Annotated in this window: 22 protein-coding genes and 1 pseudogene; 7 read left to right on the forward strand and 16 right to left on the reverse strand. The window is 62.1% G+C overall.

Annotated features, from left to right (window positions below; translation table 11 throughout):
- Positions 1 to 13: 13 nt before the first annotated feature.
- Both I2H31_RS11740 and I2H31_RS11745 read right to left on the reverse strand, forming a co-directional pair.
- Entirely contained in the window at positions 14 to 1,924 is a 1,911-nt protein-coding gene (locus tag I2H31_RS11740; RefSeq protein WP_196293232.1) for a Mu transposase C-terminal domain-containing protein, read from the reverse strand.
- Positions 1,925 to 1,943: 19 nt separating this feature from the next.
- Positions 1,944 to 2,606, reverse strand: coding sequence for a TnsA endonuclease N-terminal domain-containing protein (locus tag I2H31_RS11745; protein WP_196293233.1), 663 nt, complete (start codon positions 2,604 to 2,606; stop codon positions 1,944 to 1,946).
- Between the two features lie 127 nt (positions 2,607 to 2,733).
- Here I2H31_RS11745 and I2H31_RS11750 point away from each other — a divergent pair.
- Both I2H31_RS11750 and I2H31_RS11755 read left to right on the forward strand, forming a co-directional pair.
- Positions 2,734 to 3,417: pseudogene (locus tag I2H31_RS11750) on the forward strand (YifB family Mg chelatase-like AAA ATPase); the annotation flags it as partial.
- 6 nt (positions 3,418 to 3,423) lie between these two features.
- Complete coding sequence (locus I2H31_RS11755) at positions 3,424 to 4,497, forward strand: quinone-dependent dihydroorotate dehydrogenase (protein WP_196293234.1); 1,074 nt, start codon at positions 3,424 to 3,426, stop codon at positions 4,495 to 4,497.
- On the opposite strand, the gene I2H31_RS11760 is transcribed toward I2H31_RS11755, so the two are convergent.
- Both I2H31_RS11760 and I2H31_RS11765 read right to left on the reverse strand, forming a co-directional pair.
- Positions 4,400 to 5,086: a DUF2306 domain-containing protein gene (locus I2H31_RS11760; protein WP_196293235.1), complete on the reverse strand. Its 687-nt coding sequence runs from the start codon at positions 5,084 to 5,086 to the stop codon at positions 4,400 to 4,402. The two genes, I2H31_RS11755 and I2H31_RS11760, sit on opposite strands and share 98 nt — an antisense overlap.
- Before the next feature lie 203 nt (positions 5,087 to 5,289).
- Positions 5,290 to 6,381, reverse strand: coding sequence for an acyloxyacyl hydrolase (locus tag I2H31_RS11765; RefSeq protein ID WP_196293236.1), 1,092 nt, complete (start codon positions 6,379 to 6,381; stop codon positions 5,290 to 5,292).
- Between the two features lie 487 nt (positions 6,382 to 6,868).
- On the opposite strand from I2H31_RS11765, the gene I2H31_RS11770 reads away from it, so the two are divergent.
- From I2H31_RS11770 to I2H31_RS11785, 4 genes are all read left to right on the forward strand, one after another.
- Complete coding sequence (locus I2H31_RS11770) at positions 6,869 to 7,462, forward strand: porin family protein (protein WP_196293237.1); 594 nt, start codon at positions 6,869 to 6,871, stop codon at positions 7,460 to 7,462.
- 166 nt (positions 7,463 to 7,628) lie between these two features.
- The gene (locus I2H31_RS11775; RefSeq protein ID WP_196293238.1) at positions 7,629 to 8,210 is read left to right on the forward strand and encodes a porin family protein; all 582 of its coding nucleotides are present in this window, start codon (positions 7,629 to 7,631) and stop codon (positions 8,208 to 8,210) included.
- Between the two features lie 223 nt (positions 8,211 to 8,433).
- Positions 8,434 to 9,015, forward strand: a complete 582-nt coding sequence (locus I2H31_RS11780; RefSeq protein ID WP_196293239.1) for a porin family protein — start codon at positions 8,434 to 8,436, stop codon at positions 9,013 to 9,015.
- 142 nt (positions 9,016 to 9,157) lie between these two features.
- On the forward strand, positions 9,158 to 9,751 hold the full coding sequence (locus I2H31_RS11785) for a porin family protein (protein ID WP_196293240.1): 594 nt from the start codon (positions 9,158 to 9,160) through the stop codon (positions 9,749 to 9,751).
- A gap of 139 nt (positions 9,752 to 9,890) precedes the next feature.
- Here the strand turns inward: I2H31_RS11785 and I2H31_RS11790 are convergent, their stop codons facing one another.
- From I2H31_RS11790 to I2H31_RS11830, 9 genes are all read right to left on the reverse strand, one after another.
- Complete coding sequence (locus I2H31_RS11790; RefSeq protein WP_196293241.1) at positions 9,891 to 11,255, reverse strand: dipeptidase; 1,365 nt, start codon at positions 11,253 to 11,255, stop codon at positions 9,891 to 9,893.
- A gap of 66 nt (positions 11,256 to 11,321) precedes the next feature.
- On the reverse strand, positions 11,322 to 11,858 hold the full coding sequence (locus tag I2H31_RS11795; protein WP_196293242.1) for a pyridoxamine 5'-phosphate oxidase family protein: 537 nt from the start codon (positions 11,856 to 11,858) through the stop codon (positions 11,322 to 11,324).
- An 87-nt stretch (positions 11,859 to 11,945) separates the two neighbouring features.
- A complete protein-coding gene (locus I2H31_RS11800) occupies positions 11,946 to 12,614 on the reverse strand; it encodes a hypothetical protein (RefSeq protein ID WP_196293243.1) in 669 nt (222 codons plus the stop codon).
- Between the two features lie 81 nt (positions 12,615 to 12,695).
- Positions 12,696 to 13,277, reverse strand: a complete 582-nt coding sequence (locus tag I2H31_RS11805) for a hypothetical protein (RefSeq protein WP_196293244.1) — start codon at positions 13,275 to 13,277, stop codon at positions 12,696 to 12,698.
- Between the two features lie 136 nt (positions 13,278 to 13,413).
- Complete coding sequence (locus tag I2H31_RS11810) at positions 13,414 to 14,004, reverse strand: hypothetical protein (protein WP_196293245.1); 591 nt, start codon at positions 14,002 to 14,004, stop codon at positions 13,414 to 13,416.
- A 157-nt stretch (positions 14,005 to 14,161) separates the two neighbouring features.
- Entirely contained in the window at positions 14,162 to 14,842 is a 681-nt protein-coding gene (locus I2H31_RS11815; protein ID WP_196293246.1) for a hypothetical protein, read from the reverse strand.
- A gap of 447 nt (positions 14,843 to 15,289) precedes the next feature.
- Positions 15,290 to 15,775 carry a DUF2199 domain-containing protein gene (locus I2H31_RS11820; RefSeq protein WP_196293247.1) on the reverse strand — a complete coding sequence of 162 codons (486 nt, stop codon included), beginning with the start codon at positions 15,773 to 15,775 and terminating at the stop codon, positions 15,290 to 15,292.
- The gene (gene plsY, locus I2H31_RS11825; protein ID WP_196293248.1) at positions 15,765 to 16,448 is read right to left on the reverse strand and encodes a glycerol-3-phosphate 1-O-acyltransferase PlsY; all 684 of its coding nucleotides are present in this window, start codon (positions 16,446 to 16,448) and stop codon (positions 15,765 to 15,767) included. Before plsY ends, I2H31_RS11820 begins: the two co-directional genes overlap by 11 nt.
- A 195-nt stretch (positions 16,449 to 16,643) precedes the next feature.
- Positions 16,644 to 22,181 (reverse strand): hypothetical protein, encoded by a 5,538-nt coding sequence (locus tag I2H31_RS11830; RefSeq protein WP_196293249.1) that lies wholly within the window; start codon positions 22,179 to 22,181, stop codon positions 16,644 to 16,646.
- 391 nt (positions 22,182 to 22,572) lie between these two features.
- Between I2H31_RS11830 and I2H31_RS11835 the strand changes: the two genes are divergently transcribed.
- On the forward strand, positions 22,573 to 23,622 hold the full coding sequence (locus I2H31_RS11835; RefSeq protein ID WP_196293250.1) for a Gfo/Idh/MocA family oxidoreductase: 1,050 nt from the start codon (positions 22,573 to 22,575) through the stop codon (positions 23,620 to 23,622).
- Between the two features lie 27 nt (positions 23,623 to 23,649).
- Here the strand turns inward: I2H31_RS11835 and fbp are convergent, their stop codons facing one another.
- From fbp to I2H31_RS11850, 3 genes are all read right to left on the reverse strand, one after another.
- Entirely contained in the window at positions 23,650 to 24,663 is a 1,014-nt protein-coding gene (fbp, locus tag I2H31_RS11840) for a class 1 fructose-bisphosphatase (protein ID WP_196293251.1), read from the reverse strand.
- Between the two features lie 94 nt (positions 24,664 to 24,757).
- Positions 24,758 to 25,225 carry a nuclear transport factor 2 family protein gene (locus I2H31_RS11845; RefSeq protein ID WP_196293252.1) on the reverse strand — a complete coding sequence of 156 codons (468 nt, stop codon included), beginning with the start codon at positions 25,223 to 25,225 and terminating at the stop codon, positions 24,758 to 24,760.
- Between the two features lie 71 nt (positions 25,226 to 25,296).
- A complete protein-coding gene (locus I2H31_RS11850; RefSeq protein ID WP_196293253.1) occupies positions 25,297 to 26,664 on the reverse strand; it encodes an MFS transporter in 1,368 nt (455 codons plus the stop codon).
- Positions 26,665 to 26,700 lie beyond the last annotated feature (36 nt).

Raw genomic sequence — 26,700 nt, forward strand, 5'->3', positions numbered from 1 at the left:
TAACCGGAGTACGTTAGGATGCAAATGAGGCGTCATCAAACAAGTCGTCAAAAGGTTGAAGAGAGGTAGAAGCCGGAGGGGTTGTTTCCTCCGAAGGTGTCGGAGTGGGACGGGGCGTTCGGGCATCCAGCAGGCGGTCTGCTTCTGTGCGAGGCGCTCCACTTAGGAGCCGGTTGCGGGCCTTGGTGACCTGTTTAGTCTGCTGTACGGCTGCTAATTCCACGGCCCGCATCCGGTCGTACGCCTCGAAAATGGCCCGTTCGTTCACGGCATCGCCCAGTTGAGCGACGGCTAAGTCTCGTGCTTGGCGGAACTCCCAGACGGACATGGCTGGATGGGAAGTGTCCCGGTATGGAATGCGGTGGTATTGCTGGGTAGCCGGGTCCAGGAAGTAGAGAAAGCTGATGTCCCGAGGGTCCCGCTTGAACACAAAACGGCGTTTCCGAGGGGATTTTGCCGGTGCGTCGGGGTCTGGGGCGTTGACGTATTGCCGCAGCACGTCGGCGTAGTAAAACACGTGGTCGATGACGACCCCATACTCTTGGATGGTGCGCTCTTCGGCCGGCATGAAATCCACCCGTACTTGCAGTTCGTCGGTGAGCCGGGCCGGCAACCCCGTTCCGACTTGTCGGACACTGCCCAAAATGCCTTCCTGGTACCGGTCATAGGGCGCTTGCTGAATGCCCTGGTGGACCCGCTTGTGGTACACCTGCACGATGAACGTAGTCAGCCATTGCTCGAACTCGGGGAGTGTCAGGGCCGCCTTTTTTTCGCTGTCGTAATCCTTCCGCTCGCGCACGTTGGAAAAAGTGGTTCCCGGTAAGCTATGGACCTCCTGCATGAAGGTGCCCATCAGGCGCTCGATGTGCCCACCCCAATGGGGTTTGCCCACTGGCCGCCACTCCAAGTTGATGCCGTACTTCTCGCAGGCCCGTTGCAGCGTCACCCCGCGAAACTCCTTGGCGTTGTCGGCGTGAATAGTGCTCATCACGCCCCAGCAGGGCCACTCCCCAGCCACATCCAGCTTGCTTAGCCAGACTTCTTTGGGAAGAATGGCATGGGCCAAGCACAAGCCCGTTCCTACGGCGCCAGGTGAATCGAAGGACAAATAAAACCCGACCACCATGCGGGAAAACACATCCAGAGCAACCGTAAGCCAGGGGCGCCCCACGGGGCGTCGGTACTGTTCGTCCACCAGAATCAGGTCCACCAGGGTGTGGTCAATCTGCACCATAGCCAGGGGGAAATCGGCTCCTGGGAAGCTACCGCGCAACGGAGTGAACTGCTCTCGTGCTTGCTTGGGGCTACCCCGATGCCGCACCTTCTCTTCGGCGGGACGGGCGCGGATGCGGCGCCGGATGGTGTTATCTCCTGGAGGAACAAGTCCGGCCCGGTGGCACTGCTGCCGAACGGCCAGAATGACCTTGGCTATCGACTTGCGCTGGTTCGTTAGGTAATGGGCGTCGATGGCGTCCTGGACCAGGGTTTCGATGGGAGAAGGCAAACGCTGCTGACCTTTGCCGCCCCGGATACCTTCCACGAGGGAGACAACCGAACCGGTTTCTGAGTAAGCATGAAGCCACCGGTATAGGGTAGCAGGGTGCCGCCCGTGTTGGCGAGCCACGGCTTCTACCCGTTGCTGGGTACGGGGTCCCTCCAGCAACGGCGCGAGGATAGCCAATTTGGTCCGGGCTTTTTGCAGGGTGGCCTCGGGCAGGTGAAGAACAGTATCCACAGGTGCTCCTTCCGAAGGGGCCTCCCCTTCGGTTAACGGCCGCAATTCGGCGATAAGCGCTGGGACTACGGCCCCGGTGGCTTCGTATTCAACAAGCACGTGTTGCAGGTCTTGCACGCGACGAACGCGCACGACGGCCCCTTGGTAGCGGCAACGCTCCCCCGGGACCAATCGGAGTGATTGGTCCATAATCCGAATCAAAAATTAGTTAGAGCGACCAGAGAGGGGTGTTCATTGCCAAGGGCGCGGCGGTCAGGTCTCCGCCGATGCGGCCGCAACTGAGCAGGTGCCAGCAATGCGGCAATAGCTCCTCCGGTTGCGCTCCGGTGAAGTAAGCACCAGCGGTAATCAGGTCTTGAGGTGTAGACTTTTGGGCCCGAGTGAGCAGGTCCAGCAAGGCGGTGGTATGGCAGGACGGCACGGGCGCGGTGCGGAAACGGAGCAACAGCCGGGCGTTGCCCAGTAAGGGAGTTGCGAGAATATCCGCTTCGGTGAATACCCGAAAGGCCCAGCCTTGCTCTGCGGCGTAGTGCCGGGCAGCATCGAATTTGGGCGCCAGTTCGGCGGCCTTGGCGTCAAGTTCCGACTGGTATTTCACCTCCGCCAGGACAGCTTGCACTTCGTCTTCGTATTGAATAAGAAAGTCCGGTGTGTAGTGTCGCACACCCCGGGAACCGCCCGGGGGATGATAGGGAATGGTGACGGGTTGCTCGCAGAAGTAGCGAACGCGGGGGTCAAACTCCAGCAGTAAGCACAAACTGCGTTCAAGCGCGGACTCGACGCGAACTACATGGTCGGCTTTCGAGGAAGGAAGAGCTCCACGCAGGGAGCCACTGTAACCAATTCCAATCTTTCGGGTGGGTATTTGCATAAAAGAGTCGCAGTATCTTTGGCGAAAAGCCAATGGGTTCGCATCTTCTATGGTACTAAGACGCAGTAACTCTGGCGCTCGTTACCGACGTGTCCGAAAATGGTCGTATTTACCATGGAAATTCACAGGGGGCGGCAACCCGCAGCCCGGCGAAATCTCCCTGGCCCACAACGGCGTGCTGTTTCTCGATGAGCTGCCGGAGTTCAAGCGTACGGTGCTGGAGGTGATGCGCCAGCCGCTGGAAGAGCGCCGCGTCACCATTTCAAGGGCTAAGGTCAGCACTGAGTTTCCGGCCAATTTCATGCTCATTGCCAGCATGAACCCCTGCCCGTGCGGCTATTATAATCATCCTGAGAAGGAATGCGTGTGCGGCCCCGGCGTGGTGCAGAAGTACCTGAATAAGGTATCCGGCCCGCTGCTCGACCGCATCGACCTGCACGTGGAAGTGACGCCCGTGACCTTCGACCAGATGACGGAAACGCGCAAAGCCGAAACCAGCGCCGACATTCAGCCGCGCGTGGACAAGGCCCGCGCCGTGCAGGAAACCCGCTTTCAGGACTACGCCGACATTCATTCCAACGCCATGATGCCGCCGCAGATGGTGAAAGACATTTGCGCCATCAGCGAGGAAGGCCGCACGCTGCTGAAAACGGCCATGGAGCGCCTCGGCCTCTCGGCCCGGGCCTACGACCGGATTTTGAAAGTGGCCCGCACCATTGCCGACCTCGCCGGCACCGATGACATTCAGATTCAACACCTGGCCGAAGCCATTCAGTACCGCAGCCTCGACCGCGAGGGCTGGGCCGGCTAATTTCTTATGTACAAGGCGCTCGTCAAACCCCTCCTATTCAACCTTGACGCCGAGCGCGCCCACCACCTGGTTTTCGACAACCTGCGCCGCGCCGCCCGCGTGCCGGGCACCCAGGCCCTGTTGCGCGGGCTCTACGACTTTCAGCACCCTGGGTTAGAGCGAGAAGTTTTCGGGCTGAAGTTTCCCAACCCCGTGGGCTTGGCGGCGGGCTTTGATAAAAACGCGGCCCTCACCGACGAGCTGGGCACCCTGGGCTTTGGCTTCGTGGAAATCGGCACGGTGACGCCCCGGCCGCAGCCCGGCAACCCGGCGCCGCGCCTGTTTCGCCTGCCGCAGGACGAGGCCCTCATCAACCGCATGGGCTTCAACAACGAAGGCGCGACGGCCGTGGCGGCGCGGCTGGCCCGGCGCCGCAACCGGCAACTCATCATCGGCGGCAACATTGGCAAGAACAAGGACACGCCCAACGAGCGCGCGGCCGAGGACTACGTGGCCGGTTTCGAGGCGCTGGCCGAGGTAGTCGATTATTTCGTGGTCAACGTGTCGTCGCCGAACACACCCAACTTGCGGCAGCTGCAAGAGAAAAAGCCGCTTATTGAACTCCTGCAGCAGGTGCAGGCCCGCAACCTGGGCCGCCCGGTACCGCGTCCGCTGCTGCTGAAAATCGCGCCCGACCTCTCCGATTCGCAGCTCGATGACATCCTGGAAATAGCCCGCGAAACGCAGTTGAGCGGCCTGGTAGCGACGAACACCACCATCAGCCGCGATAACCTGGGTACCGAAAGCCAGTACGTGGCCTCGCTGGGCGCGGGCGGGCTCAGCGGGCGGCCGTTGCGGGCGCGGGCCACGGAGGTCATCCGCTACCTCCACCGGCGGAGCGAGGGGGCATTGCCCATCATCGGGGCCGGCGGCATCCACTCGGCAGCCGATGCGCAGGAAAAGCTGGCTGCGGGCGCCTCGCTGATTCAGCTGTATACCGGCTTTATTTACGAAGGCCCGGCACTGGTGAGCCGGATAAACCGGAGCCTGGTGCCAGCGCAACCTTCTTCGCACTCACCCGGCGCTGCCACCACGCAATGACGGGCACGCCCAGCGCGGTAGGCCACAGAAAATTATAAGGGAACGGGATGAAGTGCAGGCTGGTGACCGAAAATGCCGACACCGCCGCGATGTACGAAGCCATAAAGCCCGAAATGTGGTTGCGCAGCCACTGGTTTTTGGTCCAGTGCCCGGCGTTGGCGTAGCCGCGCAGCTGGCGGGCCGCCGTCAGGGCTCCCAGCGTGCCGAACACGCCCACGGGAATGTTGCGGGCCACGAACGCATAGCTCACCGTGCCCAGAAACACCAGCAGCCCCACGCCGGCCACGGCCCAGTCAAAGGCGGCCACTTCGGCGTCCCAGGCCAGGTGCTTGAGGTAGAGCGAGCGGTAGCCGAAGCAGGCCATGTAGAGGCTGAAAACCGCCGTGAGCAGCAAAAATGTGCTGTGAATGTGCTGCGAGCCCACCAGCGCCGTGGTGCCTGCCACGGCCATCGCCCAGAAAAACACCTTGCCCCAGCGGCGGTGCGCCGGGCCGCCTTTGCGCACGGCCAGGGCCACGGGTGCCACAAAAAACCCAATAAATCCGGCGGAGATGTGCAGGAAGCGGTTGGCCTGAAAGAAGGTTTCCATGAGTTCGGCGCGGGTTTGGTTGAACCGCGACCGAAAGATGGCAGGCCGCTTCCGGCAAACCTGAAAAAGCTGACCCAAACGCCTGATTCAGCGCCCGAATCGTCTTCCCGCCCCGATAGAACGATGTAGAGACGCGTATTCGCGTCGCGTCGTTGAACGATACCGCCCGAACGGCCCGGACGACGAGACGCGAATACGCGCCTCTATAGCTTCGCTCCTACTTTGAACTCAATGACATCGGCCGCGCCGCGGTGGATTTTCAGGTCCACCGCGCCGAAGAGCAGGTTGGTGAAGTGGTATTTCAGGCCCAGTCGTTCGTAGTAGGGTGTGCTCGATTTGTAGGGCGCGTACACGTAGAAGCCCAGGTGCGAATCGAACGCCAGGCGGCCAAACAACAGCTCGTGGCCGATGAAAACGCCCGCTTTCTTCACGTCGGGCTGCTTGAGGCCGGCACGGGTGGTGTCGTCGAGGGTGGCTTTCAGGCTGCGGTCGTTGAAGCCTTCCACGCCCAGCAGCAGGTTGGACTTGCGGTTCATGCGGCGGCCCACGGCCAGCGTCACCGAGTTCACGAGGTACTTCTGCTTGTCGCCTTCGGTGCGCTGCTTGAAGCCCAGGCTGGTGCTCACGTTGTAGAACACGCGGCCTACGTCTTCGGGGGCGGGCGCGTAGGGGTTCACCTGCGTGGGGTGGCGCTGCTCGTGGTAGTTCAGGCCCAACACCACCGAAGGCAGGTTTACCCCGAAGTTGGGCTTGGTGGTGGCGCCGTTGGAGTAGTGGTTCAGCCCGAGGCCGGCCAGCAGGCCCAGGTGTGGCGTGAGGGCGTAGTCGTACTCAAACCGCAGTTGCAGCGTGGCGTTCAGGGCCGAGCTGGCGATGGTGTTCTTGTGGTTGGTTTCCTGGTTATACGGGTTGGTGAGGTAGGCCAGCCCGGCGCCCAGCCGGAAGGCGAAATCGTGCTTTTCGCCGCGCGAAAACGACTTGCTGATGTAGGGGCTGGCCGCAAAGGCGTAGCCCAGCACGGGGTTGTGAAAATCGTAGTACGTGAGGGCCAGGCCCACCTTCGGAAACTTGTACCAGCCGTGCCAGGGCGCGGCGCCGGTGGTTTGGCGCTGCAAGTTGATTTCGAAGCCCGTGGGGTGCGAGGCCACCAGGTGCCGGATGGCGTAGGTGTGCGCCATGATGATGCTGCCCTGCGCGTAGGCCCCCACTACCAGCGGCATGCGCGGCGCGGCCACCAAAGCGTTTGCGGAATCAAGCTGCGCCGCGGCCGGGCGCGCGGCCAGGGTCAGCAGCAAAAATTGTAAGGCGCTAAACAGCACCTGAAGTAACGCACGTAGCCCCATACACCAAGCTCAGGAATAGCCCCAAAAATACAGCCCAACAGTAGCGTTGACAGCAGTTTATGTCGAAAAATATTTCCCTTTCGGGTAGCTGCTAGCTGCATAAAGCTGGTACAAATGCCGCTTTCCAAACGCTGTTGTGCTGCATTTTCTAGGACGCGCCCGGGCTTGCTGCTCAACCCCTTGCCGTCCTATGCACTCCCCCATTCGGCCCTACCCTGTTCGCCTGCCTCGCCCGGCGGGGCTTTTTTTGGCTCTTCCAGCAAGAACACATTCCTCTTTCAGCAAGCACGTTATACCCGGCAAAAAGACCACCGGGCTGGCACAACAAAAAATACTTGCCCCGCCCGACAACTCAGCCTGCCGCCCATAAGTATACGCCTCGGTTTGGGGAAGTAATTTCTGCAGCTCCCCGCCTTATCCCTTCTATTTTTTCTAACTCATGAAAAAAGTATTGCTATCCGTGGCGCTACTGGCTGGCACCGTTGCCGTGGCCAACGCGCAAACCACCACCCGCTTTGGCGTGAAAGCCGGCGTTAACTACACCACCTTCTCCGGCGACGGCGTGGAGAACGCCAAGTACAAGTTCGGCGCGGTGGGCGGCCTCGCGGCCAACTTCGGTTTCTCCGAGTCGCTGTCGCTCCAGACCGAGCTGCTCTACTCGCAAAAAGGCGCTGAAATCAAGGGCACTGACTTCAACTTCAAGCTGAACTACATTGAGTTGCCCATCATGTTCCGCTACACGCTGAGCGACGGCAAAGGCCCCTTCCTGCAGGCCGGCCCGCAAATTGGCTACCTGGCCAAAGTGAAGCTTTCTGACGGCGACGGCAACAATATTGACCTGGACAACGACGCTTACCAGAACATCGCGCTGGGCTACGTGGCCGCCGTGGGCTACCAGCTTCCCTCGGGCCTGAGCATCGAAGGCCGCTTCAACGGCGACATCAACAGCGTGGGCAAGGACGACGACGTGAACGACCAGCAGCGCAACCGCGTGTTCTCGGTGCAGCTGGGTTACATGTTCGGCGGTAAGTAATTGCCCCATCCCATCAAGTAAAAAGCCCGGCGTCCGCATGGACGCCGGGCTTTTTTTTATCCCAGCCGTTCGGGTCAAAGATTAATATAGACTCTCGGGAAGATTGAGATGAAGTTTGCGCGTAGCTTTGTGCCAAATTTCATCATTTCACTTTTTTTCTACAATCATGAAAAAAGTTATTCTATCCCTTGCGCTGGCTGCTGGCGTTTCCGCTACGGCTTCGGCGCAAGCTTCTTTCGGCGTGAAAGCCGGTGCTTCGCTCACCACCCTCGGCGGTGCTGATGCTTCCGGTTTTTCTAACAAGGTAGGCCTCAACGCTGGCGTAGTGGCTAACCTGGGCTTCGGCGATGCCCTTTCGCTGCAGCCGGAAGTGCTGTTCTCGATGAAGGGCGCCGCTTTGTCGGATAACACCAAAGTAAAATACAACTTCAACTACATCGACATTCCGGTGATGTTGCAGTACAACGCCGACGGCCTGTTCTTCGAAGCTGGCCCGCAGCTGGGCATCCTGGCATCGGCCAAAGCCACGGACGGCTCTACCGACATCGACGTCAAGGACGGCCTCAACACGATTGACTTCGGCTACGCCGTGGGCTTGGGCTACAAACTGGAGTCGGGCCCGATGATTGGCCTGCGCTACAACGGCGGCATCACCAGCATCGACAAGGAAGAGTCCGGCACCACCGCCGCGAAGATTCGTAACAACGCGTTCCAGCTGTACGTGGGCTACATGTTCGGCGGCAAATAAGCTTCCCCGAGCAGCACTCAAAAAACCGGCCTTGCTTAAAAGGCCGGTTTTTTTGTGCCCAATGGCTTCGCCCGACGCCACGTGCAGCGCCGGGCTTTTTTGTGCCGGCTAGCCGGCGCAGCGGCCAGCTACAACCAATTGCAGCAGCAGGCAGTATACGCTTGTGTTATTCATAACTAACACATAATCAACTTCATTTAACCTTCATCTTGCTGCAATTGTCATGAAGAAAACCCTCACCACCCTCGCTTTGCTGCTGGGCGCCGCGGGCGCGGCGCAGGCTCAGCACGCGCCTTCCTTTGGCCTCACGGCGGCCTACGGCCGCGACCGGATTTTGAGCAACAACCAGTACACTTCGGTGAGCCATTCAGCGTACCAAGCCGGCCTGACCGCCGACTTTGGCTTGTCGGATAACCTGTCGTTTCACCCGGAAGTGCTGTACAGCATGCGGTATTTCGACACCTCCAACGACGAAGACCTCAACCGCGACGTCACGTCCATCGACGTGCCGCTGCTGGCGCGCTACCGCGTAGGCGGCCTATTTTTCGAGGCCGGGCCGGAAGTGGGCTTTCCCATCAAAGCCGTGAACGAAGACGCCGACAACGTGAAGGACGAGCTCAACAGCGTGGTGCTGAACTACGTGGCCGGCGTGGGCTACCGGTTCGGCAAAGGCCCGTCGTTGGGCGTGCGCTACGACGGCGGCGCCAGCAACGTGTTCAAGAGCAACACCGCCACGGTGCTGGGCGCCGGCAAGTTCAAGACGAGCGCCGTGTGGCTGGTGCTGGCCTACTCCTTCGGCGGCTAGGGGCTAATGAGTAGTGGCTGCGGGCCTGTGAAATTCCCGGTTTCGGTGGGCCGAAACCGGGAATTTTGGCATTTGACGCTCCATTTACCGGCCCGGCGCGGCGGTGCTTGTACCTTCGTGGCTCCATCTATCCCGACGAGACATGAAAAAAATCGCGCTTTCTTTTCTACTCATTGCCGGCCTGAGCGGCGCGGCGCAGGCCCAACGCAATGTGTCGCTGGGCCTGAAGGCCGGCGCTTCCTACGCCTCATTTGTGGGCAAAGACGCCGGCGAGCAGTCCGGCGTGTTCGGCTTCCACGCCGGCGGGTTTGCCAACATCGGCCTTACTAAGATGTTCGCCTTCCAGCCTGAAATCCTGTATTCGCAGAAAGGCTCCAAGGTGAAAGATGCCACCGACGTGAGCTCGCGCGTTGACTATCTGGACGTGCCGCTGGCGTTCCACGTCAACGCCGACGGGCTCTTCTTCGAGGCCGGCCCGCAAGTGGGCTTCCTGCTAGCGGCCAAATACAAATTCGGCAACACATCCGTCGACGTGAAGGACGCCACCAACGCCGTCGATTTCGGCTACCTGTTCGGCCTGGGCTACCAGCGCAAAACCGGTCCCGGCATTGGCCTGCGCTACAACGGCGCCTTCACCAACCTGCCCAAAGAAGTGACGGCCGGCAACACCACCGTGCAAAACCGCATCCGCAACAGCGCTTTTCAGCTGTACCTGACGTATTCGTTCGGCGGGTAGTTGGGTCTGAGCCAACCAAAACGTCATGCAGAGCGCCAGCGAAGCATCTCGCATGCTGTAACTAATTACTAGCACACGCGAGATGCTTCGCTGGCGCTCTGCATGACGTTCTTACTTGCACAGGTTTTCTCCCCAACGGCTACTCCGCCGCCGCGTAGTTGCGGTAGAAGTGGGGAATAGTTTCGATACCTTTCAGGAAGTTGAACACCCCGAAATGCTCGTTGGGCGAGTGAATGGCGTCCGAGTCGAGGCCAAAGCCCAGCAGCACCGTGTCGAGGCCCAGCTCCGACTTGAACATAGCCACGATGGGGATGGAGCCGCCGCCGCGCGTGGGCACCGGGCGTTTGCCGAAGGTGGTTTCCATGGCGTCGGCGGCGGCTTTATAGGCCACGGAGTTGGTGGGCGTCACCACGGGCTCGCCGCCGTGGTGGGGGCGCACTTCCACCGTCACGCCCTGCGGCGCGATGCTCTCGAAGTGCCGCTGGAATTTCTCGGTGATTTCGGCCGAGGTCTGGTGGGGAACCAGGCGCATCGAGATTTTGGCGTGGGCCTGCGAGGCAATGACGGTTTTGGCGCCCTCGCCGGTGTAGCCGCCCCAAATGCCGTTCACGTCGAGCGTGGGACGGATGCTGGTGCGCTCCATGCTGCTGTAGCCTTTCTCGCCGTAGCTGTCGGGCAGGCCGATGCTCTGCTTGAATTCTTCTTCGGAGAACGGGGCTTTGGCCATTTCGGCGCGCTCGTCGGCGCTGAGCTCGTCCACGTTGTCGTAGAAGCCGGGGATGGTGATGTGGCCGTTGGCGTCGTGCAGGCTGGCAATCATCTCGCACAGGGCGTTGATGGGGTTTTGCACGGCCCCGCCGTAGAGGCCGGAGTGCAGGTCGCGGTTGGGGCCGGTCACGGTCACTTCGTGGTAGCTCAGGCCGCGCAGGCCCACTTCGATGCTGGGCACGTCGTTGGCCAGAATGCCGGTGTCGGAGATGAGGATGACGTCGGCTTTTAGCTTCTCCTTGTTGGCCTTCACGAAGATTTCGAGGTTGTTGGAGCCAATTTCCTCTTCGCCCTCAAACATGAACTTGATGTTGCACGGCACGCCGCCCTGGCCGTCGCGCATCATCATCTCGAAGGCCTTCACGTGCATGTACACCTGGCCTTTGTCGTCGCAGGCGCCGCGGGCGTAGATTTTCTCGTCCTTAATCACCGGCTCGAACGGCGGTGAGGTCCACAGCTCGTAAGGGTCGGCGGGCTGCACGTCGTAGTGGCCATACACCAGCACGGTTTTGGCTTCCGGGCTCACCAGATATTCGCCGTACACAATGGGGTTGCCGGCCGTGGGGCAGATTTCCACGTTTTGCACGCCGGCTTCTTCAAGGCGGGTTTTGAGGTAGTCGGCGGCGCGCAGCACGTCGGCGTGGAACTTGGGGTCGGCCGAAACGGACGGGATGCGGAGCCAGTCCAGCAGCTCATCGAGGAAGCGGGTTTGATTATCGGCGAGGTAAGAGGCCATGCGGAGCAAAATTGGGGTTGGGAATGGTGGAGTAAAAGTAGGCAGCCCGGCAAGATGCGCCGCGCCCTAAATGCCCGTGGGCCGGCCGTCGAGGCTGAGCTGGTTGCGCTGCTGCCAGTAGTCGCGCACGCCGTCGGGGCCTTTCTTTTCCATCGAGCGGTTCAGTTCCTGGCGCTCGCCCTGGTAGTCGAGCAAGGGCACGGCAAAGCCGCAGGCCGTCGTGACTAAATCCACGTCGACCACCACCAGCTGGCGGGCGCCGGGCAAGTCCGGAAACAAGCCAATCAGCTCGTCCCAGCCAGCGTCGCGCGGGTGCAGCACGGCGGCCGTGCCGTAGAGCCGCATGATGTTAGGCTTGCCCTCGAAGGCGCAAAACATGAGCGTGATGCGGTTGAGCTCGCGCAGGTGGGCGGCGGTTTCGTTGCCGCTGCCGGTCAGGTTGAGCCACACCACCTGGTTGGGGCCCAGCACGCGCAGGGTGTCCAGGCCTTTGGGCGACACGTTCACGCGGCCATCGGCCGCGGCGGTGCCCACAAAAAACAACGGCTGCTGCTCAATAAACGCCTGCCGGGCGGCGTCGATGTCGGTGAATTGTTTTCCCATGGCGACGGCGGTGAGGAGGAATACCGTGAAGCGCAAAGGTATCAGGCCGGCGGTGCCGAAAGAACGGCCCGCCGGGCGACTTACGGCCTATTCAGCTTCCAGTGTGGCGAGTAGCTGCCGGGCCTGTTGCAGCAGCTCGGCTTGCAGCGGCTGGTCGGCCGGCGTAATCGTCACTTTCTTCAAAGTTTCCACGATGGCCACCAGCTTGCCCATCTTCGTGCCCGCGACGGGCGACCAGGTTTCGCCGCTTTGCAAGCCCACGCCCCGCTGAAACGTAATAAATGCGTACGTCGTGCCGTCCAGTCTCACGCTAAAGCCCTCGGTGGGCGCGGGGTATTTTGTTTGCAAAATGGCCTTGTTGAACGCACTGGCTACGGCGACTGCGGCCGGAGCGCCCAGCTCTACCGTGACGGTGCTCACGGCCACCGGCTTGGTTTCCTTGCGCTGCAGCGCGCCCCACGCACTGGTCAGGCACACCCGATACGTGAGGTAGTACTTGTGGGCTTTTTCCTCCAGCGAGAGGGCATATTCGGGCGAGAATGACGGCAGCACCACCACCCGCGCCAGGGGCGTGTCACTCAGGCCGGCGCACAGCGCCTCCTGCACTTTGGGGTAGTAGGGGCGCTCGTGCGCGTAACTGGCAAAGTATCCCTGGGAGGGCAGCAGGTGGTCTTCCATGGCTTGGGCCAGCAACGGGGTTTTGGGGGCAGCGCCCAGCAGGCAGGTGGCCAGCAGCCACAGCAGTTTCGTTTTCAAACGGTGAAGTTTTGAATGACCGCCCGGGTGGCGATTAGTAAGACGGCGATGTCTTCGCGGGCAGTTTTGCACACCGGCTGGCTACTGTTTCGCGTCCAGCACCCAGCCGCTCACCATCGCCTCGCCCAGCTTCCAGGCGGCGGCCCAGTCCTTTTCGGGACTCTCAAAAGTGAGCAGGTAGAGGGTGTCGGTTTTGGCGTTGGCCAGGGCCAGTTGGTACACCACGCGGGGGTCGGCTTCGGGCGGGGCGTCGCGGTAGCGCACGGTGCGCTTGTAGAAGGCGCCCTCCACCGTGGCGGTTTTTTCCAGCTGTTTCTGGCTCGGGCCAAAGCCGGTGCGCATCATCAGCAATTCGGCGTAGTCGGCGGCGGGGCGGCCGGTTTTGGCTTTGGCCTTGCGCACCACCTGCAGCGACAGGCCGGTTTGGAACTCCTCGCTTTCGCCCATTTCTTCTTGGGTGAGGTAGTAGGTGGGCGCGCCCTTTTCGCCGGCAGTCTTGAAGTACCAGCCGGCCGGCAAGGGCATGGCCGCTTTTATTTCGGGCAGCGCCTGCCAGGCGAAACCAGCGGGCGCTGCACCCAGCGGCACGTTGTATTTCTGGGCGGCAGCGGGCCGGGCGCAGGCCGCAAGCAGCAAGGCCCAAATTAGGAGGAAACGGAGCATAGAGACATAAGAACGTCATGCAGCGCGCAGCGAAGCATCTTTACTGCAACGGTAATTCAACCAATAGGATTAGTGGTGGCGGTAAAGATGCTTCGCTGCGCGCTGCATGACGGGCCAGAGGAGCCATTGCCACCCACTACACCTTGCCATCGAGCCGGATTTGCCGTATCATCTCCTCGCCAAACTTCCAGGCCAACGGCCAGTCCTTCTCGGGGCTCTCAAAGAGTAGCAGGTAAAACGTGTCCGTTGTGGTATTGGCAATGGCCCATTGCTGGATGATTTTGGCGTCGGGCCCGCTGTTGGCCACGCGGTAGCGCACGCCGTAGAGGCGCAGCGGGCCTTGGGCTTTGCGCTCCTGGCCCAGCACCTGCTGCCCGGCCCCGCGCCCGCTTTTGGCCGTGAAGGCCTGGGCGTAGGCGTCGGCCGGCTGCTTGGATTTGGCGCTCATCTGCCGCACCACGTTCAGGGAAAGGCCGGTTTGGAACTGCTTGCCGGGCAGTATTTTTTCGCGGGTGACGAAGTAGGCCTGCGCGTCGCGGCTGGCTTCGGCCTTGTAGTTCCAGGTGAAGGGCTTGAGCACGGCGGCGTTTACTTCGGGCAGCAGTTGCCAGTTGTAGCCCACGGGCGCGGCCACCGTGCGGCCGGCAGTGGGCGGAGGCGAGGTTTGGGCAGCGGCCGGGCGCATCAGCAACAGGCTGCACACGGCAAACAGGGCGGGACGTATCATAGGATGAAGCATGATTGGTGGAGCTTGGCTATACGATGGCGGGGCCGGGGTGTGTTAGTAAGGTGGCCGCGGCACCGTAGCGCGGACTTTGTGGTCCGCGTCCCCGCGCTGTTTGGATGACTCTAACGGCGCGGGGACGCGGACTACAAAGTCCGCGCTACGGCTGCTTGGCCGGGCCCGTGTCGCCGGCCGGGTCAACCACGTACTCGTGGGCTTTTTGGGCATCGGTGAGGCGCCAGGCGGCCTGCCCGGCGTTGGCGATGGCCACCAGCTGCCGGTAGAGGCCGTTGGCAAACACGATGCGGGCACGGGTGGCCCCGGCGCGGGTGCTCACGGCCTCGTGCCGGTCGGTCATCTGGTCCACAAACAGCCCGTCCTGCCGGGCCACCTCATCAAGCAATGCCTGGGTGAGGCCTTTGTCGGCGTACTCCGCCAGGTATTTGCGGCCCTGCTTCACGGCCATGGTGGCGGCCAGGTGCAGCTTGGCCTGGCTCAGGCCGCTCACGTCGCTCACGCCAAAGCGCTTGTAGGCGGCCGTGCGGGGGTCGTCTTTCAGGGCCACGCAGTCCATCACGGCCTGAATGGCGGTTTCGAGCGCCGTTTCGGTGGTGTCTTTTTCATCCGTCACCACCTTGCCTTCCTGCACCAGCACGGTGTCGGGGTCCATCGCGCCAAAGGCGGCGGTGTCGGCGTCGAACTTGGTGAGCATGGCCGCCGTGATGCCGCGCTTGGCCAGCTCGGCGGCGTCGCGGTGGGCGGTGGGGCTCAGGGCCAGGCAGCGCTCCCAGAGGGCGGCTTGGGTAGAAGGGTACTCGGGCAACGGCGCTTTGTCAAGCATGGGAAATGGGGTAAGGATGAACGCGCAACTGCCACGCTGGCAGCCGCCTTCGCTAAGGTAGGGCGCCGTTGCTGCCCCGTGGCCCCGCCCCCTCCCAAGCACCTCCCGCCGCCCCCGACGCACTGCCCGGCTTGACCAACGCGCCTCCCGCCCGCCTCGATGATTCCGCCGGCCTCCCCGATGCTCCGGCCGGCGGCTTCTATGCACTTCCCGGCATCCTCTATGCTCTTCCCGGCACGGCCAATGCATTTATCGGCGCTATTTCCGGGGTTTTGGGGGCGCCGGGCGGTAAGTTGGGGACTGCCGGCACACCCGCTGGCGCGCGTCTCTGACGCGTGCCGACTGGCGGCGAGCCTCTGGCGCGGGCATTGGAACGACTGGGAAACGGCGCACGGCCCGCGTCAGAGACGCGAAACCAGTGGGCAGCGCGTCGCAGACGCGCACCAGCTAAGCTGGCATGTATTCATGAACAATTTCCCAAGCCCGCTCTATGCTGATGCCGTTTTGATAATCGATGGAAAGCGGATGGTCTGTTGGCTCTAATTCTATTAGTGGGCGTTGGTTATTACCCTGAAAATGGGCCATTGTCTTTAAGCTGAGAGTAGGAGCATAGGGTCCCAGTTCGTTCGCGAACCAGCCGAAATAAGGACCAATTTCAGCACTATCAGAATTTTCAACATAGGTCTGAAAGTTCTCTTTTTTCTGACTTACCCAAACGCCGAAACCTAATCCGTTCTCATCCTCATGGACCGGAATAATAAGGACACCGCGAATAAAAAAATCCTTGCCATCGATGATACAGGTGTCGGCGGTGAGCTCGACGCGCCCAGGCCAGTCTTCCTCCAAAATTTCAGTGGCTAGAAAAGGCTTATCTATTCCGATATCCGGCAAGTCTTGATGAATCTCACCGCAGCAATGACATTTATAGCTCATGGCAGTTGTCGTTTTTGTGCCCCTTTCTACTTCTTCGCCCAAACAGCGGCACCCTACTCTCGGTGCCGTTCCTTAGCCGCCCGATATTGGCCCGGTGGGTGTAGATGAGCAGCGCCGCTAGCACGAAGCCGACGTAGACCATGAACGACTGTTGCGGCCGAAACTGGGGCAGCAGTTGCAGCAGCGCGAAGCTGACGCCCGCCGTCATGCTGGCCAACGACACGTAGCGGAACAGCAGCAGCATCACCACGAAGACGCCCAGGCACACGCCCACCGTGGCCGGGGCCACGCCCAGCATCATGCCCAGGATGGTGGCCACGCCCTTGCCGCCCCGAAACTGCGCAAACACCGGGTAGATATGCCCCACCACGGCCAGCACCCCGCAGGCCAGCTTGAAATACAACTCGTGCTCCGGCGCGATGGCACCGTGCGTCACCAGCAGCCGCGGCAGGAAATAGGCGGCCACAAAGCCCTTCAGCGCATCCACGAGCAGCACGGCCGAGCCGGCTTTGGGGCCCAGCACCCGGAAGGTGTTGGTGGCGCCGGCGTTGCCGGAGCCGTGCTCGCGGATATCGGCCAGGCCGAAGAAGCGCCGGCCCACCCACAGGGCCGTGGGAATGGAGCCGAGCAGATAGGCCGTGAGGAGGGCGAGGGCGATGTAGAGGTAATTCATGCGGGGATAAATGTAGGGGAATGCGTCATTATGAAGGCAACGCATAAAGCAGAACGTCATGTCGAGCGCAGCCGAGACATCTCGCGTGGGGTAGCAATTCTTTCGTTGGACGATTGAGTTACTACCCCACGCGAGATGTCTCGGCTACGCTCGACATGACGTTCTGTTACGAGCCAAGCAACCGTTTGATTGGCCTTAACTATCCCCGAACGGGTCGTCGGCGGCTTTCTTTTTCTTCTTCTCTTCCTCCTTCTTCTTTTTCTCCTCCTCCTTTTTCAGCTTTTCAGCTTCCTTGGCCTGGCGCTCGGCTTCCTTCTTGGTCTGGGCGGCGTCGGGTTCGGCGGCGGGGGCGTCGGCGGCGGGTTCGGCGGCTTTTTCCTTGTCCTTAGCTTTCTCCTTTTTGGGCTCCGGCTCAGCGGCGGGGGCGTCGGCGGCCTTGTCTTTGTCCTTGGCTTTTTCCTTTTTAGGCTCGGGTGCGGCAGCCGGCTCGTCCACGGTGCCGTCGCCGAAGGGGTCGTTGTCCTTCTTCTTCTTTTTCTTGGTCGAAACGGGCGCTTCGGCCGGGGCACTGCCGGGGTTGGCGTTGGGGTCAGCGCCGAAGGCGTCCTCGTCCTTGCTCTTCTTCTTTTTCTTCTTGTCCTCAAACACGTCGAAGTTGCCGGTGGGCGTGGGGGCGGCGGGGCGGGCGGCCAGCTTGCCGGTTTTGCCCAGGTAGTCCTTCTGGAAGTGCGCGCGGAAGCCGTCCACGTCGCCAAAGTCGCCGAGGAAGACGCCGTAGCTGCTGGCCGTTTCGTAGTCGCCCTTCTGCTTGCCCCCGATTTCGGCGTCGAAGCTCTCGCTGGATGATTTCGCCTTGAGCAGGTTGTTGGCGTACTTGAGGTAGTACCAGGTCTGGGGCTCGGGCTCGAGGTACACCTCCACCACGTCGGTCGAGTTTTCGCGGCGGATTTCCACGTAGCCGTTCATCAGGGCGTTGAGGGGCGTTTTGCCCACGCCGGCCACCCCGATTTCGCCCACAGAGTACCAGGCGCGCTTCTTGTCGTTCCAGCGCAGGTTCACCTTGCTCAGCAGCAGGGTGTGGGCCAGCTTGGGCGAGAGCTTGATGAGCGGGTCGGCGGCGCCGCGGTGCGACGAGTAGCCTTCCACGCCCTTGTCGCCGATGAACTGGCCCAGCTTGTACAACTCGTTGCTGGAGCCGTCCTGCGCCTCGGCCGAGCCTTTGGTGACGCGCACCAGCTCGGCGCCCATCACGTCCACGGCCTTTGGGGGCATGGTGATGTCGATGCCCAGCAGCGCGTCCACCGAGTAGCGGGCGCTGTCGGGGTTGGCGGTGCCCACGCCGGCGGCCACCATCTTGTAGTCCTTGCTGGCACCGATGAACGACATGGGCCCGCGGAAGCTGAGCGAGTTGGTTTCGTCGGTGTAGGTGAGGGCCGCGCCTTCGTAGGCGTTCACGTCGTCGAGGTCGCGGCGCGAGATGCTGTACACGCCCTTCTTGTCGTCGTAGCGCAGCTTGCCGTCCACCTTGAACAGGGCCACGTCGGTGGGGTTGGGCACGGTGGCCGCGTACAGCGGGTACAGCTTGTTGCTCTGGTCCGACAAGAACAGGCCGGTCACGAGCGGCGTGCCGTCCTCGGCCTTGATGTCCTTCAGGTTGAGGCTAAAGTTTTTGGGGTCGATGGAGTCTTTCACCGCAATCCACTCGGCCGCGGTGCGGGTTTTGCCGAACTGCAGCTGCACCTGCCCGTCGAAGGCGAAGCCGCGGCGCTGCGAGTTCAGCTGCACGTTGCCACGGTAGCCGATGCGGGGCGTGAGCTGAAACTTGCCGTTGGTGGCCACCACGGCGGTGGCCAGGGTGGCCGGGCCGGGGGCGTCGCCCAGGTCCGACTCGCGCTTGCGGCTGCCCAGCAGGCCGCCCTTCTTGCCCTTGTCGGTGCTGGCGAGCAGGGCGCCGGGGTCGGGCTCGAAGTTGGAGAAGCGCAAGGCCACCGAGTCGCGCGCGGTTTTGAAGGTGTACTCGGCCGTGCCGCTGAAGGCCGCCTTCGACAGCACGTCGATGCTGCCCTTGCTGAGGCGGTGGAACTTAGCCAGCGAGTCGAGCAGCACCGTGGCGTTTTTGAAGCGCCCAATCTTGCCGTTGGCCCCGATGTTCACCTTGCCGGAGTCGGGCATCACCCAGGCGTCGGCGGCGGCGATGTAGGGCACGCCGCCCACCTTCATCTGGTACTTGGCCAGGTCGTAGGTGGCAGTAGCGGCCTTGAACTTCAGGCCCTGCTGGTCGGGGTTGGTGGAGTAGAAGTACGACCGGGTGGAGTCGGCGTTGGCGGCCACGCGCAGCTTCACCTGCTTTTTCTTGAAGTCCCAGTGGCCGTCGCTCAGCGTGGTTTTAAACTTCGAATACGGCAGGTCGATGCTGGCCTTGCTGCCGTCTTCGCGCTTGAAGTCGGCGTAGCCTTTCTGCATGTTGTACTCAAACGCCACGTCGTTGGCGGTGAGGGCCGGCTTGTTGGCTTCGGCCGATTTCACGCTCAGCGCCGCCTTGCGGCCGGAGTAGCTGTCCGACTTGAACGTGAATTCCGGCGACTTGATGAAGGTCTGCGGGCCGTCGAGGCGGCCGGCGCCGCCGGCGTTGCGGGGCGTCAGCAGCGCGGTGCCTTTGAAGTTGTAGCCCGAGGCCGTCTTGGTTTTGGGGTCTGCGGGGCCGGAGTAGAGGCGAATGGCCTCGCCGCTGGCCGGCGTGGTCAGGTACATCGAGTCCTGGCGCACGTTCCAGTTCATGAGGTAGCCGGCGGGCAGGCTCATCTTGGGAATGTCGGCGGTGGCGGTTTTCTTGGCCGCGATGGCGCCGGTTTTGCCCACGGCCACCACCGAGTCGCGGTAAAATACGAAGCTGTTGGAAGTGAACGTGCCCGACTGGTAGGTCACGGTGCCGTCGGCCTGCAGGCCCTTGCCGTCCATCTTCACCTTGTTGAACACCCGGCCGCGGCCCTTGTAGAGCGGGAAGCCGTCCTTGGGCACGTCGTAGGTGAAGCCCAGCGAGCCGTCGGGCTGCACGGTGAGCTTGGTTTTGAGGTCGGGCAGAATGCCGCCGCTGCGGAAGGTACCGTCGAACCCGGAAGCTGCCTTGCCGATGCCATTCAGCGAGTCGAGCTTGAACGGCGGAATGTCGAACACCATCGTGGAGTCGTAGGCGCCGCCCAGCACGTCCTGCTTGCCGAAGTACACGTTGGACCCGGTTTTGGAATCGAACGACGGATAATTCGGCTTTTTCTTGCGGCCCGATTTGTTTTTGGGGTCGTTGAGGAACAGCCGGCCGCTGGAGGTCTTGCCCTTGTTGGTGAGGGCGAAGTCGGCCCTTTTGCCGGTGGGCTTGCCCTTGGCGTCCTTGGCCTCGCTGCGAATGACGATGGAGTCAATCTTGGCCATGTCGACGTAGAAGCCGTCGTAGTCAAACTTGAATTCGCGGCCCTTGAAGCGCATGGCCGACGCCACCACCGTGCCGCTGAAATCGATGTTCCGGTTTTTCTGGATGCGGATGATGGCGCTGTCCGGCTTCACGAACACCGTGGCCGAGTCGTCGGAAAAGTTGAACCGGTCCACGCCGCGCACCAGCAGCTCGTTGGTGTTCAGGTTGAGCGTGGCGTTGCGGCCCGAGCCCGACAAGGACTTGATGGCGATGTGGTCGTAGTCCTTCTTATCGCGTGCCGAGGCCACGTAGTGGAAGCCCTTGGGCAGAATGGTGACCTCGCCGGTCTGGGCGTTCCAGCCCACGTAGCCGTCGCGGGTGAGGCCCGAAGCCGCGCTGCGCATGTTGTCTTCCGAGGTTTGCAGGTCGCGGGCCAGGTCGCTCACGTTGATGGTTTTCACGTTGCCGTGGGCCTGGCTGTAGCCCACCAGCATCTGGAGCGGGTGCAGCCGGTTGATGCTCTTGAGCTGCTGGTAGCGGTTGTTGGTGAAGAACTCCTTGCTCTCGAAGTCCGCCGACTGCTGGTTTTTCGACGACAATACTTCGAAGTCGACCGTGGGCTGGCGCAGGTTCCAGGTCAGGGCCTGCGTCCGGATTTCCATCTGGTGGTAGGAGTCGCTGTAGGGCGTGTTCTTGTACAGGCCTTCCTCGCGCGAGAGCTTGAGCTGCTGCTTGGCTTTGGAATACTTGAGCTGGGCGCCGGGGTGCGTCACCGAGTCCTTCGCGCCCTGGTAGATGGTGATGGCCGCCCGGCTGGCCGTAATCAGCGAGTCGCCGAGCACGTAGGCCCGCGACGCGGCCTTGAACTTGGGCTTGCCGTCGAGGCTCACCGTGAGGTTGGAGAGCGAGCCGTCGAGGGCCGCGCTCAGCACCTTGCTGCCCGCCATCGACAGGCCGCCGCGGTAGGAGATGTTGTCGCCCAAGCTCTTGATGCGGGCGTCGTTGGTGAGCGAGATGAAGCGCGGGTAGCCGTTGTCGGTCTGGCCGGGCTTGCGGCGCACGGCCTTGTAGCTGAGGGCGCCTTTCACGGGGGCTTCCAGCACGGCCGGGTAGGTCAGCGTCACGGGCTGGGCCGTGAACTCGGGCTTGGCCATGTCGAAGTCGAACCCCGCCAAATCGGCCGTCACCAGATTGGTTTTGATGGACCACGTGAACTGCCCGCCGGTGGCAATGAAGCGGTTGGTATTGGGCACGGCCGTGCCGCTCACCTTCTTCAGAAAAACCGAGTCGCCGGCCGAAGCCATGAACAGGTCGGCATCTTTAATAACGAGCACGGCCCCGCGGGCGGGCGGCGCCAGATATTCTTCGTAGGGCAGCGCCGAGGGCGTGAAGCTGGCCGTGGGCGTCTCAAAATCGGCGGCTTTGGCAGCCAGCTCGGCGGCCGTAGGCTTGGCGGCCGGGCTGGCTTTGGCAGCGGCCGGGGTGGCTTTGGCTACAGGCTTTTTGGCCGGTGCCTTCTTTTTCACGGGCGCGCCCCAGCCGTCGTCGGCATCGCCCCAGCCGCCACCCGACGGCGACGACCACAAGTCGGCGGTGTCCCAGCCACTGCTGCTGGCTTTTTTCTTGGGTGCAGGCTTGGGTGCGGCTTTGGCCACGGGTTTGGGCGCCGCTTTCTTGGCGGCGGGCTTGGGCGCGGCGGGCAGCGGCTCCTCTTTGGGCGCCGGCGCAGCGGTGCCAAAATCCAGGTTGGAAACGGGCGCGGCGATGGGGGAATACGCAAACGACACGGTGCCGCCCACGGCCCGCAAGGTGTTGTAACCGGTTTTGTAGAGGTAGCCGCCGTTGAGAAAGCGGTTGGTGGTGTTGATGAATTTCTCGGTTTCGGTGGGCTGCTCCTTGGCCAGCGTCTGGCTCAGCACTTCCAGAAACTGGTCCATCTGCGCGTCGCTGAGCTTGGCCGTGTTCACCCCGCCGAGGATGGCGCCGAACAGACTCTCGAAATGCGGCCGGGGCCGGAAGTGCTGGGTCAGCATCACCTGCGACAGCGCCACGATGCGCGCCTGCTGCGACGAGGTGAGCCGGTTGGTGCCCCACAGCTCCTTGAGCCGGGCGGCGGTGGCCATGGCGCCGGCGTTTTTGGTGGCGGCCATCATGCTCTGCACGTCGGCAATGTACTGGAGCGGGTCGGTGGCCAGGGTGCCCACGCGGTAGCGCGGGGCGGCGGGCGGCGCGGTGCTCGGGGTGGCCGCCTTCGTCTGGGCCTGCGCCGCCGAATGGCTGCCCAGCATCAGGCTCAACCACGCCGTCAGAATAATATATGGCTTCATAAAGTCAGTTTTCAATCCTTGTGGGCCGTTGCGCAAGCCCGGGCCGCTTCGCAAAGCATCGCATGTTACCTCTCTCAACCCCTGGAATTTGCGGCCGCCGCCGCCAACGACGCGGCCTCCACCCCACGGGCTGCTTTTTTGAACGCAAACACCTGGCACGAAGGATAGTGCCCAGCGTTGCGCTAAAAAACCCGGTACAAGTTAGGCAAAATCAAAAAATCAATCTACTAATCAATATTCCCGACAGGCAATACCTGTTGATTATCAGCATTATTCTGGCCATCATCCGGTTTCTGTCCTTGCCATAGTTCACTTTTCCAAAGGTCACCGGCTGGCCTTGCACCGTTCCGTCCCCGGCGCGTTGCCGCGGCCGCGGTTTACATTTGGCGCCATGACCACCTCCGCCGCTCCCATTCGCACCGCCCTGCTCGCCTACGGCATGTCGGGCAAGCTTTTTCAGGCTCCTTTTCTCTCGGCGCACGCCGGGTTCGACCTCGTGGGCGTGGCCGAGCGCACCGAGCAGCGCATGCACCGCGACTACCCCGGCATCCGCAGCTACCCCAGCGTGGCCGAGCTACTGGCCGACCCCGGCATCGAGCTCGTGGTGGTGAACACGCCCAGCAACACCCACTTCGACCTGGCCAGCCAGGCCCTGCGCGCCGGCAAGCACGTGCTGCTCGAAAAGCCCGTGGCCACGTCGGCAGCGCAGTTTCAGAAGCTTCTCGCCCTTGCCCAAGCGGCCGGCCGCCACCTGCTGGCCTACCACAACCGGCGCTGGGACACCGACTTCGGCGCCGTGCGCCGGGTGGTGGAAAGCGGGCAGCTGGGCCAGCTCATCGAAGTGCATTTTCGCTTCGACCGCTACAAGACCGCGTTGAACCCCAAGAAATTCAAAGAGGAAGTGCTGCCCGGCAGCGGCCTGCTCTACGACCTCGGCCCGCACCTCAGCGACCAAGCGCTCAGCCTGTTTGGCCAGCCGCTGAGCTACCACAAAACCGCGGGGCACTACCGCGTCGGCACCCAGGTCGACGACTACTTTTCGCTGCACCTGCGCTACCCGCAAGGCCTGAACGTGTGGCTGACCTCCGGCCTGCTCATCGCCGACCCCGGCCCGGCCTACGTGCTGCACGGCACGCAGGGCAGCTACCAGAAAGGCCGCACCGACCCGCAGGAACCTCAGCTGCTGGCGGGAATGTCGCCCCTGGCCCTGGAGTACGGCCGCGAAAAACCCGGCCAAGAAGGCCGCCTGACGCTGGCCGGCCCGGACGGAGCGCTAACGACCCAGCCGGACCCGGCCGCGCCCGGCAACTACCTCGGGCTGTTCGATGCCGTGCAGCAAACCATTCGCGACGGCGCCCCCTACCCCATCACCAACGAGCAATTGCTTTGGCAAAACGAGCTGCTGGAAGCCCCCGCTGATTGGAGCTTTAAGAAACCCTAAAAAGTCGGCTTCTTGCCCCAAGCGGGCTTATTGGGCCGCCACGGCCTGCAGTTCCTGCACCAAATCGGCGGAGCCCACAAACAGTGGCGCGCGCTGGTGCAGGTCGGCGGTGGGGTGCACGTCGAGCACCACATCGGCCCCGGTCACGGCCATGCCGCCAGCCTGCTCGATGAGGAAGGCCAACGGGTAGCCTTCGTAGAGCAGGCGCAGCTTGCCGGCCGGCTTGTCCGTGGTGGGCGGGTAGAGGTAAATGCCGCCCGTGAAGAGGTTGCGGTGGTAGTCGGCCACCAGCGAACCCACGTAGCGGGCCGTGAGGCGGCGCTCCTTGCAGGTGGTGAGGAAGGTGCGCACAAACTCCGGGTAGTCGAACCAGTTGCCTTCGTTGCAGGAAAAAATTGGTCCCTGGCGCGGAATCTTGATGTCGGGGTGCGAGAGGAAGAATTCGCCCAGCGAGTTTTCGTAGGTGAAGCCCGCCACGCCGTGCCCGGTGGTGTACACCAGCATGGTGCTGGAGCCGTAGAGAATGTAGCCCGCAGCCACCTGCGAGCGGCCGCCCTGCAAAAAGTCTTCCTTGCGCGCCGGCCCGCCAATGCGCGACACGCGGCGGTAGATGCTGAAAATGGTGCCGATGCTCACGTTCACGTCGATGTTGGAGGAGCCGTCGAGCGGGTCGATGGCCACCACGTACTTGCCGTGGGTGTTGCCGGTTTCGATGATGTGCTCGTCTTCTTCCGACAGCACGGCGCAGGCCTCGCCCCCGTTCGTCAGCGCCCGGATGAAGCGGATGTTGGCTTCTACGTCGAGCTTTTGCTGGTGCTCGCCCTGCACGTTTCTTTCGCCCATGGCCCCGGTGATGCGCGAAAGGCCCGCCCGGTTCACCTCGCGGTTCACGATTTTGCCGGCCAGGGCAATGTCGCGCAGTAGCTGGCTCAGCTCGCCGGTGGCGTAGGCAAATTCAGATTCTTTGCGCTTGATGTAGCGTTCCAGCGTGGTGCCAACGGGGGTGGCCAGGGTGTTTTCGGTGGCTTGGGCTTGAGACATGGGGGAGACTTGTGGCGCGGACTCGGCGAGTCCGCGCATAGATTGGTTCTGACGTGAGGGTGGCGCGCGGACTCGCCGAGTCCACGCTACGGTTTTAGCTGGCTTGCTTCTGGGCCTGCCACAGCACCACCTGCCAGCCTTTTTTCTTGTCTTTGATTTGCGTCACCACGTACTTGATGCGGGCCACGCTGGTGCTGCCGTCGGGCTGGGGCGGCGAGGTGATGCGGATGGTGCCGTTCACGACGGCCGTTTTGTCGTCGTTGTACAGGCGCACGTTCAGGGCGTCCACGTCAATCTTGCCGTACTGGCTTTTGCCGTCCTTAATGCTCTGGATGTATTCCGACTTGGTGTTTTGCAGGCCGCTGCCGTGCGTGTACACCAGGTCATCGGCGAAAACCTTTTCCAGAAACGCGTAGTCCTTTTTTACCTGCGCCTCAAAGCGCTGCCGCTCCAGGGCTTCAACTTCCTTAACAGTGGCCATACTTTTCTGATTAGGCGCCTGGGCGAGGGCGAACAAAGGCAAAGCCAGCAACAGCGCCAGCAGCAGGGGCCGCGTTTTCATATCCGGAAAGGGGTTTGGAAGGAAAGCAAAACGGCGCGGCCTCCGTTGAAAACCGCGCCGTTTGAAGGGTTTTATTCGTCTTCGAGCTGGATGGGCTCCATGCGGGGCACCAGCGTGAACATCAGCACCCAGGCCAGCAGATAGGCCGCGCCGCAGATAAAAAACATGATGTAGTACGCCTTGTCGATTTGGCCAATGCTCTCGAAGTGCACAAACATGCGCTTCTGCACCAGCGCCGTGAGGGCGATGCCGCCCAGGCCGCCGGCCATGCCGCCGATGCCCGTGACGGAGCCCACCGCGCGCTTCGGAAACATGTCCGATACCGTGGTGAAGATGTTGGCGCTCCAGGCCTGGTGGGCCGCCGCCGCAATGCCAATGACCAGCACCGCCAGCCACATGTTCAGGCTGCCCAGCCACTGTGCGGCCACGATGGGGAGCACGCAGAAAGCAATAATCAGCATAGCCGTTTTGCGGGCCTGAAACGCGGGCATTCCGCGCTTGATGAAGCCCAGCGGCAAATAGCCGCCGCCAACGCTGCCGATGCTCGACAAAATGTATACCGCTGCCACCGGCAGGGCCACGTCCGTGCCCTTGAGGTGGTACTGCTTGCCCAAAAAGTCGGGCAACCAAAACAGGTAGAACCACCAGATGGGGTCGGTCAGGAACTTGCCCAGCACGAAGGCCCAGGTTTGGCGGAAGCCCAACAGCGTGGCCCACGAGGCTTTGGGTTTTTCTTCTACCACCCCTTCGGCCGGCAGGCCCACCGGAATGTCGGCATTGATGTAATCAAATTCGGCTTTGCTCAGCCGTTTGCTGTTAGCCGGTGTTTCGTATATTAAATACCACAGCATCAGCCAAATAAAGCCCAGCGCACCGGTAATGATAAAGGCCCATTTCCAGCCATTGGGCCCTGTGGCGGCAATGTAGAGAACCGACGGCGCGATGATGGCGCCCACGTTGGAACCCGAGTTGAAAATGCCGGTGGCCAGGGCCCGCTCCCGCTGCGGAAACCACTCGGCCACGGTTTTGATGGCGGCCGGGAAGTTGCCGGCTTCCGTGATGCCCAGAAACCCGCGGGCGACGCCAAAGCCCAGCGTGCTGCTCACAAAGGCGTGCCCCATGGCCGACAGGCTCCACAGCGCCGTGGCCAAGCCATACCCAAGCTTGGTTCCCAACCTGTCGATGATGCGCCCCACGCCCACCATGCCAACGGCATAGGCTAGCTTAAAGGTAATCTCGATGTTGGCGTAGTCGGCCGCCGTCCAGCTGAACACCTTTTCCAGATTGGGCTTCAGCAGCGAAATAACCGCCCGGTCGAGGTAGTTGATGGTGGTGGCAAAAAACACGAGGGCGCAAATGGTCCAGCGGTATTTGCCCATCGCGGCATTGGCAGTGGTCAGCGGGGAATCAGGCGGCGCCTGGGCGGAAGTTGTTTTCATCGAGTTCGGGAATTTGAAACCAGGGCAATACTCGGC

This window comes from Hymenobacter ruricola (assembly GCF_015694525.1).
In the GTDB taxonomy this organism is placed as follows: domain Bacteria; phylum Bacteroidota; class Bacteroidia; order Cytophagales; family Hymenobacteraceae; genus Hymenobacter; species Hymenobacter ruricola.

Bases quoted from the DNA above. Each gene is read 5' to 3' on its own strand.
- I2H31_RS11780 (WP_196293239.1), top strand. From the start codon at position 8,434: ATGAAGAAAACCCTCACCACCCTCGCTTTGCTGCTGGGCGCCGCGGGC.
- I2H31_RS11785 (WP_196293240.1), top strand. From the start codon at position 9,158: ATGAAAAAAATCGCGCTTTCTTTTCTACTCATTGCCGGCCTGAGCGGC.
- I2H31_RS11740 (WP_196293232.1), bottom strand. From the start codon at position 1,924: ATGGACCAATCACTCCGATTGGTCCCGGGGGAGCGTTGCCGCTACCAA.
- I2H31_RS11850 (WP_196293253.1), bottom strand. From the start codon at position 26,664: ATGAAAACAACTTCCGCCCAGGCGCCGCCTGATTCCCCGCTGACCACT.
- fbp (WP_196293251.1), bottom strand. From the start codon at position 24,663: ATGTCTCAAGCCCAAGCCACCGAAAACACCCTGGCCACCCCCGTTGGC.
- I2H31_RS11805 (WP_196293244.1), bottom strand. From the start codon at position 13,277: ATGCTCCGTTTCCTCCTAATTTGGGCCTTGCTGCTTGCGGCCTGCGCC.
- I2H31_RS11770 (WP_196293237.1), top strand. From the start codon at position 6,869: ATGAAAAAAGTATTGCTATCCGTGGCGCTACTGGCTGGCACCGTTGCC.
- I2H31_RS11835 (WP_196293250.1), top strand. From the start codon at position 22,573: ATGACCACCTCCGCCGCTCCCATTCGCACCGCCCTGCTCGCCTACGGC.
- I2H31_RS11845 (WP_196293252.1), bottom strand. From the start codon at position 25,225: ATGAAAACGCGGCCCCTGCTGCTGGCGCTGTTGCTGGCTTTGCCTTTG.
- I2H31_RS11760 (WP_196293235.1), bottom strand. From the start codon at position 5,086: ATGGAAACCTTCTTTCAGGCCAACCGCTTCCTGCACATCTCCGCCGGA.
- I2H31_RS11790 (WP_196293241.1), bottom strand. From the start codon at position 11,255: ATGGCCTCTTACCTCGCCGATAATCAAACCCGCTTCCTCGATGAGCTG.
- I2H31_RS11820 (WP_196293247.1), bottom strand. From the start codon at position 15,775: ATGAGCTATAAATGTCATTGCTGCGGTGAGATTCATCAAGACTTGCCG.
- I2H31_RS11775 (WP_196293238.1), top strand. From the start codon at position 7,629: ATGAAAAAAGTTATTCTATCCCTTGCGCTGGCTGCTGGCGTTTCCGCT.
- I2H31_RS11815 (WP_196293246.1), bottom strand. From the start codon at position 14,842: ATGCTTGACAAAGCGCCGTTGCCCGAGTACCCTTCTACCCAAGCCGCC.
- I2H31_RS11745 (WP_196293233.1), bottom strand. From the start codon at position 2,606: ATGCAAATACCCACCCGAAAGATTGGAATTGGTTACAGTGGCTCCCTG.
- I2H31_RS11830 (WP_196293249.1), bottom strand. From the start codon at position 22,181: ATGAAGCCATATATTATTCTGACGGCGTGGTTGAGCCTGATGCTGGGC.
- plsY (WP_196293248.1), bottom strand. From the start codon at position 16,448: ATGAATTACCTCTACATCGCCCTCGCCCTCCTCACGGCCTATCTGCTC.
- I2H31_RS11755 (WP_196293234.1), top strand. From the start codon at position 3,424: ATGTACAAGGCGCTCGTCAAACCCCTCCTATTCAACCTTGACGCCGAG.
- I2H31_RS11810 (WP_196293245.1), bottom strand. From the start codon at position 14,004: ATGATACGTCCCGCCCTGTTTGCCGTGTGCAGCCTGTTGCTGATGCGC.
- I2H31_RS11795 (WP_196293242.1), bottom strand. From the start codon at position 11,858: ATGGGAAAACAATTCACCGACATCGACGCCGCCCGGCAGGCGTTTATT.